Consider the following 19,395-nt stretch of genomic DNA (forward strand, 5'->3'; position numbering starts at 1 on the left):
TACTCCAACCCTGATTCCACGCATAGTTTTAGAGTAGAAAAATATATCCGCCCCCTTTTCGCCCTTTTCGCTACGATGAAAGCTCCCTAATCATTCTCATTACCCTCTCTCGCTTTAGAACCAAAAAAGCCATTACCAAGAAAAACGAAATGACTGGCAAGCATCTCTTAAACACAAAATCCTGAACATCATCACTCACATCCAACAACGCCATCGCAAGCGCAACAGAAGAGAACATGAGAAACGAAAATATTGCAAAAACAACAATAAATAGCATTACAAATAAAATAGCCCTACTCAATTTAACACCCTCAGATCACTACTTACTCCGCAACCTTTCCACCAAAATCATACCCTTTAGTGCCGACTCCAAATAGATATATAGCCCCTGCAGTTCCATATGGAGTCCCCGCATTCAGAACCGGTATGAAATAGTTATTGTCAGCCTTATTAACCAACACCCCAAACATAGAATTAGGTCGATTCAACCCATCCGCCAAGCCCATTTTCAGCGGAACCTTAACAAATCCAGTCCCTACTGAGGTAGCTAGATCGGCACCACTATATACGAGCGGACCATAACCCCCAGGAATCAAATTAAATGTTTCTTTCACCGGATTGTAAGAGCCTAAATTCTCACCGGCGAAATGGGTATAAAAACCCGTCCCTCCTTCAGTTATATTCCCCGCACCAAATATAGCCATTGCGCCACCGCCGACAGCGCATCCGAGCCCGAGACCAGCAGAGCATAATGTTGCGCCCCCCATAACACTTATGGCCCCGCCTGCTGCCTGCGCTGTATATTTACCAATCGGCCCTACATCTGTACTCCATGCATCTTTAGTTTTTGCCCAGCCCGAATAATTAAACAAACCCTTATCCTGCTGCGCCTCTACCCAAGCCAGTTCATTACCTAGACCAGCCATCGTCTCATCGGAAACATATTTCGCATTGTATTCCGTACTGTTCCGCTCATAGACCGCCCAGCACTTAACCAAATAACAGGCCGCTCTTTCCAGATTTTCTTCTTTGAAATCACCTTTCTCCGCTTCTTGTTTTATGGCTTGTTCTTCCTCAGGGTGCAACTGCCGGTTGTATGCCATGCCACTCTTGGCAATGTCCCCGCCCATCTGCACATCGCCATTCAGGCCAGCCGCCGCGACGATACCGACTAGCTGTGCAGCCGCTTGCTGCATGCGCTTGGCTTGTTCACTATTACCCTCCAGGAACCCGCTGGTGAGCACATTAGCCAGCGCCTCACTGGCACCGGCTGCCATGGCGCCAGTCTTGAAGTCACCGCCCATAGCTTCAGCCAGTAATCCACCAGCCAGAGCATGTGCCGCAGTATTCTGCGCACTACCGCTGGGGAAACCCATGTTGCCCACGGCGTTGAATGCACTGGCCTGCAGGATGCCATACAGCGCACCCTGCATCGCATCACCGAACTTGCCCTGGCCCAATGCTTCGTTGGCCACGCCGGTGAGCGCTCCCTGGGACACTTGCATGCCCGCGAACTTGCCCCAGGCCGCAGGGTCGGTGAGGTCCGGTACTGCACCCACCGCATTCGCAGCCCCACTGGTCGAGGTGGTGGTGTTGTTCACCGGGTCGGTTCTGCCACCAAACCATTCAGGGCCATACGCCGCCATAACACCAGCCACACCCGCGGCGATCATGGCCTGCTTGATGCTATCGCTGCTGAAAGTGTCACTCAGCGCTGCGCCGATATTGCCCTTGTTGTTGATGGTGCTTACGGCACCAGTGGAAGCCAACGAGGCGGCGCCCATGGACAGGGCCACGTTGGCCCAGCCAGCGGCAGTGCCAGCAACAGCCGCCGATGTGGCCGTAGCAGCTGTCCCCGCCGTTGCGGCTGCAAGCGATCCTCCGGCTGCCCCTGCGGCAGTGCCCGATGCAGCGGCTCCAATGGCAGCACTGGCGGCGCCGGCCGTGAGCACCGTGACTACGATGATCACCGCCAGCATTGCACCCTGCCCCATCCCGGAGTGGCTGTAGGAATAGCTGTCATGCATTTCCTTTACAGCACGCCAATCTACATCCCCACGCGCTTCGGCTTCCTTTAGCCACGCCAAACTTGGGTCGGCCTGCACCATGGCATCAATAGCCTGGCTAACCGACTGTTTATCGATGTGCTTGTAATCGATATTCAGCCCATCCACCGCCTTAATGGCGATGTCACCGTGCGCGATCATCTGCGTCTGGCGAACGGTTTCGTCCGTGTTGCCTTTGCCCTTCGAGCTGTTCCAGCTGAAGCTGTTGTCGGTCTTCTCGTGGGCTTCCTGGTGCAGGTCCTTCGCGGCTTCGAAGGTGACTGCGCCTCCACTGATGATGGCGATGTCGTTGCCGCTTTCCAGCTTGGCAGCCTGGTATTTCTGGTCGCCGCCGCTGAGCAGGGTTATGTCGGTACCTGCACTGATTTCGCTGCTGACGGCTTTGACGTCAGTAACTTCGTCGTGACGGGTCTGCTTCTTGCCGAAGCTGCCTTTGTCCTTTTTGTCGTACAGTGAATAGTCACTGTCGTTGGCGGCGAGGACTTCGATCTTGTCACCCGCCACTAGATAGGCTTCGTTTCCAGCCCCGATCTTGCTGCTGACCAGGGTGACGTTCTCGCCCGCGCTGATCAGCACATCGCCACCGGCATTCAGTTCCGTAGAACGCTGGTCGACGTGGTCTTCCTGGCGGGTGACCTTCTTGGTCTTGTCGTAGCTGTGTTGCTCGTCCGCGGCCGAGGCGAGGGTGACGTCGCGGCCGGCGCTGAGCGCTGCATCACGCGCCGCGTCAATGCGGGTCGCAACGGCGTTGAGATCGCGCCCGGCGCCGATATCGAGATCGCGCCCGCTGCTGATATCGCCGATGAGCTGGGTGGTGGTCTGGCTGTAGTTGCGGCCACGGGTACGGCCGTTCTCCAACTCGGCACTGGTGAGGTTGACATCACGACCGGCCTGCAGCGAAAGGTCGCTGCCGCTGGTGATGCTGCCGCCGACATTATTGATGTCGCGTCCAGCGCTGATTTCCAGGTTGCTCGCGGCTTCAATGCGCGCCGTGCTGTCGGCGAAGCTCTGGGTCCAGGTGCGATTACCGCGGCTGCCTTCATGGACGGCAACGCTGCGCTCGTTGAGGACATCGCCAGTGAGAGCGCTCAGGCTGACATCGCGTCCGGTGATGATGCCGCCCTGGGTGTTCCTGATGCTGTCCAGGGCGAGCAGATCGAGGCGCCCGCTGGCTTCGATCAGGCCGCTGTTATGGATATTGGCGGCGGAGGCGGCGAGGTCGCCGCTGGCGCGCAGGGTTCCCTGGTTGGTGAGGTCGCCGCCCGAGATCAGCGAAACGTCGCCACCCATGATCAGGGCGCCATTGGCTGCCAGGCGATTGTTGGCCTGAGCCAGGTAGACCACCGGAACCAGAACCTTCTCGCCGTTAACGATGGCATCTTCCAGCCAGACAATATCGTGCGTCAGCGCGGCAACCTGTTCAGGGGTCAGCGCCACCCCGAGGCTCAGATTGAGGCTGTCCTTGTAGGCAATGGCGTTGTCCATCAGGTACTTGAACAGGGCTTCGTCGCTGGTCAGCCCATCGATATAGCGCTGGCCGGTGCGGGCAACGACGGCTTCCTGGATCAAGCGCTGCTCGTAAAGACCATCGCCAAGCCGCTTCTGCGCCTTGTCCGCGTCGTAGCCGAGCTGGCCCAGCAGGTAGTCAGAGCTGAGGAAGCTCTTCAGGCTGGTGAGGGCCGGGTTGGTTTCGATCAGGTACTTGTGGCTGTTGTTCGGCGTGGCGCTGCTGGGCAAGCCTTGCACCCGCGGCACGCTCAGCCCGGCGCTCGATTGAGCATTTGTCGCCGAGGCGGAATTGCCCGTGGCAACGCTGCCGGCGCCGCTCGTGTTTGCACCCAGCGCCTGTAGCCGTTGATCCGCTCCAAGCCCTTGGCCATTGAAGACCAGCTCACCGGCACCCTGGACACCGCCCACAGTGCCACCGCTGCTGCCCTGACCGCTGAGCCGGAACAGCCCGCTCTGCCCCTGGGGCAGATTGAAGCCAGGCAGCGTGATCGGGTTGACCTGCTGCTGTGCCAGGTCCGGCGGGAGTTGTTGATTGATGGCGATCACGCTGGTGGATTTGCCGCCCACCTGGGTGTTGCCAACTCGGGAGTTGCCGCCTGTTTGCGCAGTGCCGCCTCGGATGACGCTGTTTGTCAGGTTCTGCGCTGCATTGATGACGACATTGCCACCCGCCTGTACCACGGCGTTGGTGAAGGATGAGGGAGACGAATAGACGATCTTTTCATCAAAGAAAGTGGCGTTCTTTACCAGGTCCGGCGCTTCGGTCCGGACATTGGAGTCGTAATGGGGGGCGGGGAATGAGTTGAAGGCCTGATCGATCTTTACCGATCCGAAAGACTGAAACCACTCTCCGTCCTTGGCTCCCATCCGAATCCGGCCCACCCGGAGCAAGGATTCCTCAAAATCCTTGTTCCAGAAATGCACGTTAGGGACCAACACGTCAGTGCCGGAGCCGACAGTACCAATGAAGCCTGAGTCGTAGTCAGGGTCGTTGGCGGCATTGTAGGCCATGGCCTGCGCCCAGAAAGACTCGGCCTTATCAGGACGCTTGGTGTTGTAAGGGATGTCGAAGGACTTCAGAACGGTGTAGTCGCCGTACGAAACCCCTTGGTTGTTGAAGGTTCCGACATCGATACGGATATCAGCGCTGGCACTGATCACCGAGCCATTGCTGAGTGTTCCACCGGCCACCCGCAAGTTGCCGCCGGACATGATGCTCGCAGTGTCCAGGTCCTGCGGTGGTTCGCTCTTGTATTTGAGCATCCAGATCAGATGGCTCTTTTCCTGGAAATCCCGGGGGTCAGTATTGGTGCAGTCATAACAGCGGCTGCCAATGGCGCCAGCAACCAGGGTCGAGCTGCCAGCTTGATCAACGCTGGCGTTACGAATCAGGTTCGCGAATATCGTGAGGTCGCCGCCGCTCTCGATCGTGCTGTTGTGGTTTTCAACGGATGACGCCCATCCGCCGGAATCATCGGTGGCCAGGTGGAGACTTCCAACGCTGTAGATATCGGAAGCGTTGTTGATCAGGCTTCCCACCCGCAACGCCATATCCTGGCCGCTGAAGATCAGCCCATTCTGGTTTAGTAGGTTGCCTGCTCCCAGCCGTAATGCAGCGGCACTACCGAGCGTCCCGTAGTTGTTGAGCGTAGCGGCGCTGACGTTGAGATTGCTGTTGGAGGTCAGGCTGCTGCGGTTTTGCAGGGTTCCGGAAGCGCTTACGGTTGTAGTCGCACCACCGGCGACACTTCCGCCCTGGCCTATACCGATGTAGCCAGCACCCAGGGTGAGATTGCCCAGGCTGCTCAATCGACCATTGGCCGTATAACTACCACCCAGTTGGATGTCGAGGCTGCCATCGCTGGCGATCAGGCCGTCGTTGGCCCAGTTGCCGCCACGGCCCACGAGGCTCTGCGCGGCCAGCAACTGGCCGTATGTCCCCTGGTCGAGCTGACCGATGTCCAGGTTCAGGTTGCGCGCCTGGATGATGGCGTTGTTGGTCCAGTTGTCGGCCTGGTAGGTCAGGCTGCCGTTGGAGGTGAAGTTGCCGCCGGCCTGACCAGCCTGGGCGAGATCGACGCCGAAAGTACCGGTGCCGACGTGCAGCACATTGCCCCCGCCGTTCTGCAGCGCGCCGGTCTGCAGGATCAGGTCCTGGGTAGCGCTTTCGATACGGCCGAGGTTGTTGTTGAGCAGGCCGCCGCTGGTGATCTTCATCTGTGTCGGGTTGGCCGCGAGCGGCAGGCTGCCGGGCGTCTGGCCGAGCGCACGGATGGAGCCCACCACGTTGTTGATGCTGGCCGCGCCGAGGGTCAGGTTGCCGCTGCTTTCGATCAGGCCGAACTGGTTGATCAGTGCGCCAGTGAGGCTCGCGTCGAGGTTGCCGGCGCCGATCTTGCCACCCTGGCCGAGGGCGGCGCCGTCGTTGAGCAACTGGTTACCGCGCAGGTAGAGCAGGCCGCCGGCATATAGGCCGCCGCCCTGGTTGTTCAGGTCGGTGGTGTTGATGCGGTTGTCGCCGCTGACCGCCGAGAGGTGGCCGGCGCGGTTGTCGATACCGCCGCTGGCGGTGAGGTCGAGCCCCTTCGCCTGGGTGGTGCCGGCGTTGTTGCTGAAGGTGCCGGTGACCAGCTTGAGGTCGCCGTTGGTGGCGTTGAGGACACCGCCGCTGCTGTTATCGAGGCTGGCGCTGCCCAGGTCGAGCTGGCCGTTCTGGCTGATGACATAGCCGCCCTGGTTGCCGATCGCATCAGTGGCTTTGAGGGTGGTGTCGCCCTGGCCTTGCAGGGTGCCGGCGGTGTTGTCGATACGGCTGGCGCTGACGTTGAGCTGGCCGGTCTTGGCGAAAATGAGGCCGTCCTGGCCGTTGAGCAGTTCGCCGGTGAGGGTCAGGGTCAGGTCGGTCTGCGCGGCCACGGTGCCGCTGGCGCTGTTGTCGAAGGTGCCGGCGAGGAGCTTGAGCAGGCCCTGGCTGGCGAGTTGGCCGCCGTGATTCTGCAGGCTGCCAATGTTCAGGTTGAGCGGGCCGCCGCTGGCGATTTTCGAGCCGGCGCCATTGTTGAGCAGTGCGCCGAGCAGGCCCAGGCGCAGGGCGCCCTGGCTGACCAGGCTGCCGCCGCTGTTGTCGAGGCTGCTGGCGTCATAGTCGATGCTGGCGGCGCTGATCTGCCCGCCACGGTTATCCACAGCCTTGGCGTTACCGGTCAGGCTGCCCTGGGTGCTGAGCAGGCCGGCACCGCTGTTGTCCAGGTCGCCGCTGAGGGTCAGGCCGAGGTCGCCCTGGGTGGAGACGATGCCGCCGGCGTTATTCAGACTGCCGGCGCCGAGAGTGAGTTTGCCTTTGCTGACCAGCGCTCCCTCGTTGTGGTTGTCGAGGGCGCCGCTGAGCGTCAGGGTCAGCGCGCCGTCGCGGCTCGACAGCGTGCCGCCGCTGCTGTTGTCCAGGCTGGCGGCGTTGACCACCAGGCCCTGCCAACCGGAGAGCAGGCCCTGGTTGGCGTTGCGCAGGGTGCTGGCGTTCAGGTTGAGTTGGCCGGCGCTGATGATCCGCCCGCTGTCGCCGTTGTCGAGAGTGCCGCTGGCGGTCAGGGTGAAGCCCTGGCTGGCGGAGATTTCCCCGCCGCGGTTGTCGAGGCTGCCCAGGCCGTTGATTGCCAGGAGGCCACCTGCGCTGAGCAGGCCGCCACGGTTGTCGAAGTCGCCGCGCTGGGCTCCGTTGCCCAGGTCGAGCGTGACCTTGCCTTCGCCGATCAGTGCCGCCTGCTGCTGGATGAGCTGGGCAACGATCAGGTGCAGATCGCCCTTGGCGGAGATTTCCCCGCCGCCGGTGGATGCCAGCTTGCCGCCGCGTAGGGTCAGCGCGCCCTGACTAGTGATCAGGCCACCGGGTTTGCCGGTAGCGCTGGCGCCGTTGAGGACGTCGCCAGCGCCAAGGTCGAGACCTTGCGCCCCGCTGATCACGCCGTCGCGGTTGTCGAGGTTGGCAGTGCTGCCGTCCAGGCGACCCTGGGCAAGCAGGCGGCCCTCGCGGTTGTCGGTAGTGCCGGTGGCCAGCAGCAGGTTGCCACCGGCGGAAAGCAGGCCGCTCTGGTTGTTCAGGCTGGCGCTGCCGACATCCAGTTTGCCGCCGGCGACCAGCGCGCCGTCGCCGTGGTTGTCCAGCGCCCCTTGGCTGCGCACGAGCAGGTCGGCACGGCTGGCGAGGGTGCCGCCCTGGCTGTTGTCGAGGCTGGCGGCGTTGACGGTGAGGCCGTTGTTGCCGGACAGCACGCCGGCGCTGCTGTTGTTCAGCGCGGCGGTGGTGAGGGTCAGGCGATCAGAGGAGAGGATCTTGCCGCCCTGGTTGAGCAGCGTACCAGTGGTGAGTGCGAAGGCGCGGTCGCTGGAGATTTCCCCGCCCCGGTTGTCGAGGCTGGCCACGTTGCGCAGGACCAGTTGCCCCGGGCTGCCGAGCAGGCCGCCGGCGTTGTTCAGGGCGCCGCCTTGCAGGTCGAGGTCAACACCGCTCTGGCCGATCAGCTGGCCGCCGCCGTGCTGATCGAGGCCACTGATACGACCGTCGATGACGCCGCGCGCGGACAGGCTGCCGCCCTGGCTGTTGTCCAGTTGGGCGGTGGCGAGATGGATCGCGGCATCGGTGACGATGCGGCCTTTCTGGCTGTTATCCAGCTTGGCGCCTTGCAGGCTGATGTCGCCCGCCGCGCTGATGACGCCGCCGGCGTTGTTCAGGTCGGCGCCGCCCAGATCGATGGCGGCGTCGCTGAGCAGCTTGCCGCCCTGGTTGTTCAGGGCCCCGGCTAGGCGCGAGAACAGTTGGCCGGCACTGGAGACAGTGCCGGCGCGGTTGTCGAGGCTGCCGGCGTTGAGGGTCAGGCTGCCCTGGCTGAGCAGCGCGCCATTGCCGCTGTTGTCGAGCGCGCCAGACAATTGCAGCCAGAGGTTCTTCTGGCTGCTGAGCAGGCCGCCCTGGCTGTTGTCCAGACTCTGCCCGCTGACGGTCAGGCTGTCGCGGCCGGCAAGAGTGCCGGCGCGGTTGGCGAGGCGCTGCACCTGCAGGTTGAGGCCGGCGTCGCCGATGACCTTGCCGGCCGCATTGTCGAGGCTCGCCGCCTGCACATCGACCTTGGCGCGGCTGGAGATTTCACCGCCCTGGTTGAGCAGGTCGCCGCCCTGGAGCGTCACGCCGTTGTTGGCGGCGATCAGGCCGCCACCACCGTTGTCGAGCTGGCCGGCTTCGAGATTCAGCGCACCCTGGGCCAGCAGTTCGCCGCCCTGCTGGCTGAAGCTGTCGGCCTTGGCGAGCAGGTCACCCTTGGCGCTGACGCTGCCTTTAGTGTTGTTCACCTGGCTGGCGCTCAGACGCAGCGCCGCGCCGCTGTCGAGGGCGCCGCCCTGGCTGTTGTCCAACTGGCCGACGTCGAGCTTCAGCTCGCCCAGGCTGCTGATCACGCCCAGTGCGCTGTTGTTCAGACTGGCGCCGGAGAGGGTGACGGCGCTGTCGCCGACCACTAGCCCGCCACGGTTGTCGAGGTTGCCGGCTTGTACGCCGAGCGCGCCCTTGGCCGAGAGCAGGCCGTCTGCCTGGTTGTCGAGCTTCTGCTGAACACGGGCCTGCAAGGTGCCGTTGCTGACCAGGGTGCCCTTGCCGCTGTTGTCCAGGCTGTCGAGGGTGAAGTCCAGCGACTGGTCGGCTGAGAACAGGCCGAGGCGGTTGTCCAGCGCGCCGCCGCTGACCTGCAGGCGATTGGCGACGGCCTGGCCGTTGCGGTTGTCCAGGCGCGCAGCATTGAGGCTCAGCTGATCGCCAGCCAGCAGGCGGCCCTGGCGGTTATCCAGGGTGGCTGCGGTGACGCGGGTATCAGCGCCCTTGAGTGCGCCGCCCTGGTTGTCCAGCGTGCCGCTGGTGTTGATTTGCAGATTACGGCTGGCGACCACGCTGCCGCTGTTGTGCAGGGTCTGCGCGGTGATCGCCACGTCGCCCTGGGCGTTGCGGCTGTCATCCGGATTGACGCCGGCTTCGACGATGCCGCTGTTGCTGACTTGCGCGGCACTGAGCGTTACGCGTTGGCCGGCGGCCAGGCTCTGGCTGTTGCTCAGTTGGCCGTTGGCGTTCAGTTCGGCGACGCCGGCCGCATAGGTCGGGCCATTGAGGGCGATGTCGCTGGCCTTGGCGCGCAGGCTGCCGGCGGCGCTGGTTTGCGCCAGGGTCAACTGGCCGTTGGCGTCGATCTGGATATCGCCGGCGCTGGCGGCCATGTTGCCCGCCAGCTTCACGCCCACACCCTGCTCGGTGCCCACCAGGCGGATGGCGCCAGCGTACATGCCACCCAGCGCAGAACTGTCGATGGCCAACTGCGGCTTGGCGCTGCCATCGTCGGCCTTGGCGGTGGCGGTCAGGGTCTCGGCGTCCACCTGGTTGCGCCCGGTCACCACCGCGAGCTGCTTGGCGTAGAGGTCGGCGTTGAGCTTGGCGCTGCGGGTGATCAGCTCGAACTGGTCGAGGTTGCTGGCGTTCAGGCCGGCGCCTTCGATGGCGATCTCGCCGCCGTCGACGTCATAGCCGCGCAGGCGCTCACCGTCCATCAGCGGCTTGCCGGTGGTCAGCGTGGCGCGCGGGGTATTGATGAAGCCGCAGCCATTGCAGGTGATGCCATGTGGATTACTGACAATCACATGGGCGGACTGGCCGGCGACTTCGGTGTAGCCGCGCAGCTGCGAAGCGTTGGCACCGGTGACTTCGTTGAGGATCTTCTGCGCCGCGCCACCCTTGAGGTTCGGGTTGCCGACGATGATCCCGCCCAACTGGGTGGACTGGGTCTTGCCGGTGGCGTTGTTGAGGATCAGGCCGTTCTGCCCGACGTTGTAGTCGGTGAACTTGTTGTGGGAGAGCCCCGCGCCGTTGGGTGTGGCGATGTTCACCACGGGTACGCCGTTGCCCGCCGCGCCCAGGTGCGTGTTGCCACCCGCTGCCGCATCCACAGCCAGTTCGGCGGCAGCCGCGACGATGGGGTTGAGGATCAGGATGCCGGCGAGAACACTGGCAATGGCCTGGTACAACGGGTGGCGTACATCCATGTGGGAATCTCCCAAGTGCCGGCAAATGCCAGCTACTAGCTAAAGAGCAAAGCGGTTCAGAAGAAGAGGTCGACGCGGAAGTAAACCGGGTGCTCACGTCGCTCGATGATGTCGGGGCGCTCCAGCGAGCGCGCCAGGGTCACGGAAGCAGCGGCGTACAGCCCGCGCGCGCTGAACTCCACGCCGTGGCCGCTCATGCGCCCACTGACACCGGTGTTGTACTGGTCGTGGCGAATGGCGCCGAAGTCATAGGCGTACGCCACGCCATATTCCTGCACCCAGGGCAGCAGCGGCTCCCAGGTCACGGCGCGACGCCAGCGCAGTTGGTTGCGCCAGTAGTAGCCGGAGTCGCCGGAGAGAGTCTGGTCCTTGAAGCCACGGATTGAGCTCAGGCCACCCAGGCTGATGCGCTGGGGGCTGTAGAGGGCGTCTTCGCTACGCTGGCCGGTGGCGAGGCTTTCGAAGCTGAAGGCCTCGTCCCACAGCTTGAACGGCTGCAGGTAGCTCAGGGTCAGGCTGTATTTGTTGTAGCGTGCAGTCGGGCTGCCGTGGGGAGCGTCGTGGTCATCGCTCTGCGCGCCAAAGGCGCCGATGCCGCGTTGCCAGCCGATGTCGGCGTTGACGAAAGCGCTGCCGATGCGTCGACCATGGTTGAAGCCCAGGTTGAATTCGCTGAGGTGGGTGCTGGAGACGTCGAGAAGAGTGTCGTCGATGTAGTTGCGCGTGCGCTGATGGCTGAGGCCGAAGTTCACGCCGGTCTTGCTCACATCATCACGAAACAGCACACGCTGGGCGCCCAGCTGGTGGGTTTCGTTGTCGCCGTCGTACTTGAAGGCGAAGCCGGCATCCTCATTGAGGGTGCGGTAATAGTTGCGGCTGTAGCTGTAGTTGAAGGTCCACCAGCCGTAGGGAACGCTGTACCACAGGCTCTGGTTGTCGGAGTGCTTCCAGTGGTCGCTGACCACGTCCTCGCCGTAGCGCAGGCCGAACTGGTCGGCCAGGCCCAGCGGGCTGTCCCAGTCCAGGCCGACGCCGGCCTGCTGTTCGCCGGAGCTGGCGTCGCCGTTGTTGTCGCGGCTGGCGGAGACGCGCCAGGGCTTGCTGCGCTCGCCCTTGAGTTGTACGCGGCTGCCGCCGACTTCCTGGCCCGGCACCAGCTCCATCTGGGCCTGGCGCGAAGGCAGGCGATTGAGCTGGTCGACCAGTTGCTCGACCTCGCGCAGGTTCAGGACGTCGCCAGTAGCGCCGGGAAAGGTCATCGCCAGCTCGCGATCACTGGCCAACTCCGACTGATCGAAACCTTCAAAGCGACCTTCGACCACGATGATCTTCAGCTCGCCGCTGGACAGATCCTGCTGTGGCAGATAGGCACGGGTGGTGACGAATCCGCGATTCAGATAGTGATCGGTGATGCCCTTGAGCAGCTCGTTGAGCTGATTCACTCCCAGGCATTTATCGCGATAGGGCGCCAGCAGCCTTTCGCGGGCACGCGCATCGAGATGCTCGGCGCCTTCTAGGACGATGCTGCGGATAGTGAAGCAACGGGTGTCCGGCGCCGTAGCCGGGCGCTCCTCGCTGGGCGTCTTGCCGGGGAGCTGCTGGAGTTCCTCCAGGCGCTTCTGCTGCTCGCGCAGGAGTTGTTCCTGGCGCTGACGCTGGAGGTCGTTGTCACCCGGCGTAGGCAGTGGTGCGGCAAAGCTTGCCGAGGCAAAGCAGAATGCCAGGACGGGCATCCAGCCACGGTAGAGAGCATGCATCCTTACGATCCCTGTCATCTGGCCTGGCGGCCAGTCCATCCCAAAAGACGGATTGGATCATAAGTGATACATGATGCCTCTAGGCCATTATCCCGACGAGTTGTAGGCTATTTCCCATTTTTAGGAAATGTCTTAAACAAACAACACCTGCTTGCGCGACTGATCCTTACCCCGTTGGCACCAGCGCCGGCAGCAACTGCCGCGAGATCCCCTCGTATATGAGGACATATCCGATGGCCTTGAGCGGCTGAAACGCTCACTGATCAGTAATGGGGGGGAGGCGCCTCATCCTCCGCGATACCAACCTGCCCCTGCAGATCCTCCAGACGCTTGAGCAACGCCTGCATCTGCAGACGCAGGCGCTCGATCACACGCTCCTGCTCGTAGACCACATCGCTGAGGGTCTGCAGCGCGTCATCCTGGAAGGCCAGCCGGCTCTCCAGGTCGGTCACCCGGTTTTCCAGATCCATCACTCACTCCTGGCTGAAGCGAAAACCATCGCCCAGCACCATGCGCAGCTTCTCGCGCACCCGCGCCAGTTCTTCTTCTTTATAAGGAACGGCGGGATGTTTGCCCCAGACCGGCCCCGGCCAGGCGATATCATCCTTCTTGCGCACGATCACATGCACGTGCAACTGACTGACGACGTTGCCGAGGTTGGCCACGTTCATCTTGTCCGCATCGAAAGTGTCCTTGAGTACTTCGGCCAACTGGGTGGCCTCACGCCAAAGTTGCTGTTGATCGGCGGAGTCCAGTTGGAAGATCTCACTGACATCTTCGCGGCGCGGAACGAGGATGAACCACGGATATTGCGAGTCGTTCATCAAAAGCAGGCTGCTCAGCGGGAAATCACCCACCGCAACTGTGTCCTGCTGGAGGCGGGAATCGAGGGCGAACATAAGACCTCTCCTGTTCGACGGACCTTGTTTGAGCCTAGCCCCACGAGGGAGCCGAAGGGCGCGAAGAATACTAGAGAGCCTCCCCGACGAACATGCCCGACCGACGCCTCCTGCTGGAGCACGCCGATCAGCGGTCCGCACCAGGATCGCGCATGGCGCGGATTGGCATATCCCGACCACAGGCGCGTGCAGGAATCTGCACGGCAATCACGGCCATCAGCGGCGAAAAAACGATTAAGCAGCTACAACTGCGGGATGTCGGAAAACGACATCCGTGCGCGCCCATGTTGCAAATCCTCTACGGAAGCCGTGAAATGCGTCAACGCGTCGCAAGACGAGCACTGTGAAGGCAACCCTGGGCATTTGTGCACGGTTGTTGCTAGAGGCAAGGACAGCGCACCGACGGCCACCCCATTTGGAGAAGTGGACGCGGAGGCGAGAGAACATAAGAAGTGGTCAATGGAATAGAGAACCACAGGGGCTGAAGCATCAATGAAGCAATCAGGGGGCAATCTCTTTTTGCAACATCGAAACTGCTTGGATGCGACACAGTTCATGCAGGTTTGCGACAACCCCGTAAAGTTTTTGCGTGTTTATTTGGGTAACTATCGCCAACTGAACACGCGTGCTATAAGTTAGCGCCGACAAAAAGAATGAGCCGTCACCGCGGCACTGTGATGGCAGATAATTTCAAAACCAAAGGAGCAATCACAATGAAAGTGATGAAGTGGAGCGCCATCGCCCTGGCGGTTTCTGCAGGCAGCACACAACTGGCAATGGCCGAACCCTTCGTAGGTAATCAGGCTGACGCTAAAGGCTTTGTCGAAGACAGCAGCCTGAACTTCCTGGTTCGCAACTACTACTTCAATCGCGACAACAAGAACGGCAGCCGTGACCAGCGCGACTGGACTCAAGGTTTCTGGGGCAACTACAGCTCTGGCTTCACCCAAGGCACCGTCGGTTTCGGCGTTGACGCCTTTGGCTACCTGGGCCTGAAACTCGACGGCGGCAGCGGCTACGGCGGCACCGGCAACTTGCCGGTTCACGACGACGGCGAAAAGGCTGACGACTTCGGCAAAGCTGGTGCAGCGCTGAAAGTTCGCATTTCCAAAACCGAACTGAAGCTTGGCGACATGCAGCCTACCGCTCCGGTATTCGCTGTAGGCGGTACCCGTCTGCTGCCGCAAACCGCCAGCGGTATCGCTCTGATGAGCAGCGAGATCGAAGGTCTCGACCTCGAAGCCGGCCACTACTACTCCGGTACCGGCCAAGACACCACCAACCGCGACGGTAAGCTGACCGCCACCTACGCCTGGTACGGTGACAATGACCTAGATGCTCGCACCGTTGACTTCGTTGGTGGCAAGTACGCCTTCTCCGACAACTTTACCGCCTCCCTGTATGGCTCGAAGTTCAAGGACGTGTGGAACCAGTACTACACCAACCTGAACTACACCCTGCCGATTGCTGATGATCAGTCGCTGGGCTTCGATTTCAACTACTACCGCACCACCGATTCCGGCTCGGCGAAAGCAGGCGATATCGATAACAACACCTTCTCTCTGGCCGCTGCGTATACCCTGAGCGCCCACACTTTCACCCTGGCCTTCCAGAAAGTGAACGGCGACACTCCGTTCGACTATCTCGGCGTAGGTGACAACAACGCTGGTGGCGACTCGATCTTCCTCGCCAACTCCGTTCAGTACTCCGACTTCAACGGCCCGGGCGAAAAATCCTGGCAGGCTCGTTACGACCTGAACATGGCTGAGTACGGCGTACCGGGCCTGACCTTCATGACCCGTTACATCACTGGTAAGGATATCGATGGCAGCCACATCGATCCGACCAGCGTATATGCCGCTTACGGCTACGGCGACGACGGCAAGCACCACGAAACCGACTTCGAAGCCAAGTACGTCGTACAAGCTGGCCCTGCGAAGGACCTGTCCTTCCGCATTCGCCAAGCCTGGCACCGCGCCAACACCGACCAGGCCGAAGGCGACAACAACGAGTTCCGCCTGATCGTCGACTACCCGCTGTCCGTTCTGTAATCCGGAACGAACTGCAGGTAACTAAAAAGCCCGGCTTCTGCCGGGCTTTTTTTATTGCAACTTACCTACAACTTCGAACGTATCTGTTACATCGGCAATACATAAGTTCCCGTTACGTGGGCAACCAACTCCTGCGGATTACTGACCGAGTAGACAGAAACTTCGCAAACCACCTGTCGCCGCCCCAGCTTCAATATCTTGGCTTCCGCCAACAGGTCTTCCGGCTTGGGTTTGCTGAGAAAGTTGATATTGAGATTGGAAGTAACGGCCATCTCGACGTTATCCAGCTGCGCCAGGATCACTGCATACATCGCCGCATCCGCCAGCGACATGATGGTGGGGCCGGACACCGTTCCGCCCGGGCGAACCATCTTGCCGTGGAAAGGAACCCGCACGAAGGCGCTGCGCCCTTCCAGTGCATCGATTCGCAAATCCATGTCGTCCGCCATGGGTAACCCCGCGCGGATGAACGCCTGTACCTGGGCTGCATTCAAACGACTCACGCCACTCCTCCGTCTCCGCCCGCCGCGCCCTGTACGCAGCCAGACCTGCACCGTACAATGCCCAGCCTATATTCCCCTTCGCAACCGACAAAACGGCCAAAGATGCGTACCAGTCAGTACCTGCTGTCCACCCTGAAAGAAACCCCTTCCGATGCGGTCGTCATCAGCCATCAGCTGATGCTGCGCGCCGGCATGATCCGCAAGCTGGCGTCCGGTCTCTACACCTGGCTGCCAATGGGTCTGCGGGTACTGCGCAAGGTGGAGACCATCGTTCGCGAAGAGATGAACGCCGCCGGTGCCCTGGAAGTGCTGATGCCCGCCATCCAGCCCGCCGAACTGTGGCAGGAGTCCGGCCGCTGGCAGCAGTATGGCCCCGAGTTGCTGCGCCTGAAGGATCGCCATGACCGCGACTTCTGCGTCGGCCCGACCCACGAGGAAGTAATCACCGACCTCGCGCGCAACGAGCTGAACAGCTACAAGCAGCTGCCGATCAACATGTACCAGATCCAGACCAAGTTCCGTGACGAGATCCGTCCGCGCTTCGGCCTGATGCGTGGCCGCGAGTTCATCATGAAGGACGCCTACTCCTTCCACGCCAGCCAGGACTCGCTGCAGGCGACCTACGACGTCATGTACGGCGCGTACAGCAAGATCTTCACCCGCCTGGGCCTGGACTTCCGCGCCGTGCAGGCGGACAACGGTTCCATCGGCGGCAGCGGCTCCCATGAATTCCACGTGCTGGCCGGCTCCGGTGAGGACGACATCGTCTTCGGCGAATCCACCGATTACGCCGCCAACATCGAGAAGGCCGAGGCCCTGCCCCGCGAGACCGCTCGCGGCGCCGCCACTGAAGAGCTGCGCCTGGTCGACACGCCCGAGACCAAGACCATTGCCGCCCTGGTGGAAAAGTTCGGCCTGCCGATCGAGAAGACCATCAAGACCCTGGTGGTGCATGCTGCCGAAGAAGGCAAGCTGATCGCCCTGATCGTCCGCGGCGACCACGAACTCAACGAGATCAAGGCCGGCAACCACCCCCTGGTCGCCAGCCCCCTGCAGATGGCCAGCGAAGCGGACATCAAGGCTGCGATCGGTGCCGCGCCCGGCTCCCTCGGCCCGCTGAACCTGCCGCTGCCCTGCATCATCGACCGCTCCGTCGCCCTGATGAGCGACTTCGCCGCCGGCGCCAACGTCGACGACAAGCACTACTTCGGCGTGAACTGGGAACGCGATCTGCCGGTACCGGAAGTCGCCGACCTGCGTAACGTCGTCGAAGGCGACCCGAGCCCGGACGGCAAGGGCACCCTGATCATCCGTCGCGGTATCGAAGTCGGCCACATCTTCCAGCTCGGCACCAAGTACAGCGAAGCCATGAAGCTCTCCGTACTGGGCGAGAACGGCAAGCCGGTCACCCTGATCATGGGCTGCTACGGCATCGGCGTATCCCGCGTGGTCGCCGCCGCCATCGAGCAGAACTACGACGACCGCGGCATCCTCTGGCCGGCCGCCCTGGCGCCCTTCCAGATCGCCATCGTGCCGATGAAGTACGAGAACGAAGCCGTGCGCGCCGCCACTGACAAGCTCTACGCGGACCTCACCGCCGCCGGCTTCGAAGTGCTGCTGGACGACCGTGACAAGAAGACCAGCCCCGGCGTGAAGTTCGCCGACATGGAGCTGATCGGCATCCCGCACCGCATCGTGGTCAGCGAGCGCGGCCTGGACGAAGGCACCCTGGAGTACAAGGGTCGCCGTGACGCCGAGTCGCAGCCTGTCGCCCTGTCCGACCTGCAAGCTTTCATCACGGCCAAGATCGGCAACTGAGCAGAGCGATGTCCACCCGAAGTACCTCAAGCCTCGTGGCTGCCGCCCTGTGCGGCAGCCTTCTGCTGAGCGGCTGCGCCAACCAGCTGCCGCAACGCAGCGAGCATGAAGAGCGTGTCGAGCGCAAACTGCTCGACCACAGCCTGCAGATCGACGTGGGCACCCCGGGCACCCTGGAACTGCCGCAGCGTCGCATTCGCGTGCAGGAGCAGAAGACCTTCGAAGTCACCGAGTTCGAGGTCACCCGCCGCTATGACCGCTACACGCCCTACCAGGGCTGGCGCAAGGTGTACGAGATGCCGCTGGGCGTCGTGGCCTTTGTCGGCGGTATCGGCGCCAACGTGGTGAACGTCTTCGCACTCGGCAATTTGCCGGAAAGCGTCACCCGCGGCTGGATCCGCTACGGCATCGACGGCATGAATCCGTTCATGAACGTCGAGTCCAACGGCCGCGCCGAGCAGAACCTGGCGTCGATCGACGAGCAACAGCGCGACAAGCGCACCGAGTACTCCAGCCTGCCCTGGTCGGAGCGCCCGGTGACCGTCACCGCTGGCAAGAACTCCCAGGAGCTGCTCACCGACCGCCACGGCGTGCTGCGCCTGAACCTGCTGGAAGGCCCCTTCAGCGACGACGAAGTCAGCCGCATCGGCCGCCTGCAGTTCAGCGTCCAGGACCCTTCGGACGACACCCGCGCCGACGCCAGCCTGCTGGTGAGCCGCTCCCTGCGCGGCAAGCTGCAGGAAGCCCACGCGCTGATCTATGACGACCTGGAAGGCGACGACGTGCACCATTGGGTACACCGGGTAAAACGTCTGTCTGACCTGGGCCTGGAAGAGGAAGCCAGCGAACTGGAACAGAGCCTGATCGAGCTGACGCGCAACGATCCGGAGCTGCAGAAGGAGTTCCTCCACAGCCTGATGACCGACGCCGGTCGCCTGGCGGCGGACCCCGGCGTCAGCAACTGACGCCTAGCGGCGAACGATGAAGCCGGTGATGCCCTGGGGTGTCATCGGCTGCAACTCCACCGCCGCCACCTTGGCCTTTACCGGGCCGCGCGCCAGCCACTTCTCCAGTTCGCGCACCGCCCCCTCCTCTCCCTCGATCAACAGCTCCACACGCCCGTCTTCGAGGTTGCGCACCCAGCCGTCGACCTCCAGGCGCTCGGCCTGTTCCTGGGTGCTCTGGCGATAATAGACGCCCTGCACCTTGCCGCTGATGTAGCCGTGCAGACAGATTCTGGCCATCTCTACTGTTTCTCCTCGCGCAATGCGCTCAGGCGCGCCTGCAGGCCGGCGGCGGTCTGTTCGCCGAGCAACTGCTCACGCATCTTGCCCTCAGGGTCGACGATGTAGGTTACAGGCAGCGCTTCGCTGCGCGGCAGGCTGTAGCGCGGCGCGGGATCGTCGGCCAGCACGGTGTACTGCACGCCCAGGGCCTGGGAAGCTTTCGCCAGGTCCGCGTCACGCAGCCCGTCGAAGTTCACCCCCAGCACCCGGAAGCCGTTTGCCGTACCCTGTTCAGCCAGATTATTCAGCTCAGGAATTTCCTTGCGGCAAGGCGCGCACCATTCGGCCCAGTAATTAATAACTAGCCACTGGCCATCTACACTCGCAGCGGGTACTTTCTGTCCATGCTGATCGGTGCCATAGTCCGCCGAGCAGCCGGCCAGGATCAGGCCGGCCATCAAGCCCATCACAATACGGAGCCGCACTCCCATG

The 19,395-nt window shown here is 62.2% G+C and carries 10 protein-coding genes; 3 read left to right on the forward strand and 7 right to left on the reverse strand.

Translation table 11 applies throughout. The annotated features are described in order from the left end of the window. Positions 1-323: 323 nt before the first annotated feature. From ACNFH5_RS09980 to ACNFH5_RS09995, 4 genes are all read right to left on the reverse strand, one after another. Positions 324-10,649 (reverse strand): filamentous hemagglutinin N-terminal domain-containing protein, encoded by a 10,326-nt coding sequence (locus tag ACNFH5_RS09980; protein WP_416745528.1) that lies wholly within the window; start codon positions 10,647-10,649, stop codon positions 324-326. Positions 10,650-10,705: 56 nt separating this feature from the next. Continuing rightward, positions 10,706-12,406 (reverse strand): ShlB/FhaC/HecB family hemolysin secretion/activation protein, encoded by a 1,701-nt coding sequence (locus ACNFH5_RS09985; RefSeq protein ID WP_416745530.1) that lies wholly within the window; start codon positions 12,404-12,406, stop codon positions 10,706-10,708. 263 nt (positions 12,407-12,669) lie between these two features. Next, the gene (locus ACNFH5_RS09990; protein WP_416745532.1) at positions 12,670-12,876 is read right to left on the reverse strand and encodes a SlyX family protein; all 207 of its coding nucleotides are present in this window, start codon (positions 12,874-12,876) and stop codon (positions 12,670-12,672) included. A 3-nt stretch (positions 12,877-12,879) separates the two neighbouring features. After that, the gene (locus tag ACNFH5_RS09995) at positions 12,880-13,305 is read right to left on the reverse strand and encodes an HIT family protein (RefSeq protein ID WP_416745534.1); all 426 of its coding nucleotides are present in this window, start codon (positions 13,303-13,305) and stop codon (positions 12,880-12,882) included. Positions 13,306-14,018: 713 nt separating this feature from the next. Between ACNFH5_RS09995 and ACNFH5_RS10000 the strand changes: the two genes are divergently transcribed. Further along, positions 14,019-15,356, forward strand: a complete 1,338-nt coding sequence (locus ACNFH5_RS10000) for an OprD family porin (RefSeq protein ID WP_416745536.1) — start codon at positions 14,019-14,021, stop codon at positions 15,354-15,356. 86 nt (positions 15,357-15,442) lie between these two features. Here ACNFH5_RS10000 and ACNFH5_RS10005 read toward each other — a convergent pair whose 3' ends face one another. Then, positions 15,443-15,850, reverse strand: coding sequence for a PaaI family thioesterase (locus ACNFH5_RS10005; RefSeq protein WP_416745663.1), 408 nt, complete (start codon positions 15,848-15,850; stop codon positions 15,443-15,445). Positions 15,851-15,961: 111 nt separating this feature from the next. On the opposite strand from ACNFH5_RS10005, the gene ACNFH5_RS10010 reads away from it, so the two are divergent. Beyond that, positions 15,962-17,677, forward strand: coding sequence for a proline--tRNA ligase (locus ACNFH5_RS10010; RefSeq protein WP_416745538.1), 1,716 nt, complete (start codon positions 15,962-15,964; stop codon positions 17,675-17,677). A gap of 8 nt (positions 17,678-17,685) precedes the next feature. Then, a complete protein-coding gene (locus ACNFH5_RS10015; RefSeq protein ID WP_416745540.1) occupies positions 17,686-18,642 on the forward strand; it encodes a hypothetical protein in 957 nt (318 codons plus the stop codon). Positions 18,643-18,645: 3 nt separating this feature from the next. Here the strand turns inward: ACNFH5_RS10015 and ACNFH5_RS10020 are convergent, their stop codons facing one another. Next, entirely contained in the window at positions 18,646-18,921 is a 276-nt protein-coding gene (locus ACNFH5_RS10020) for an acylphosphatase (protein ID WP_416745542.1), read from the reverse strand. Between the two features lie 2 nt (positions 18,922-18,923). Beyond that, positions 18,924-19,394, reverse strand: a complete 471-nt coding sequence (locus tag ACNFH5_RS10025) for a TlpA disulfide reductase family protein (protein ID WP_416745544.1) — start codon at positions 19,392-19,394, stop codon at positions 18,924-18,926. Position 19,395 lies beyond the last annotated feature (1 nt).

It is taken from the genome of Pseudomonas sp. NY15435, assembly GCF_048068295.1.
GTDB lineage: Bacteria > Pseudomonadota > Gammaproteobacteria > Pseudomonadales > Pseudomonadaceae > Pseudomonas.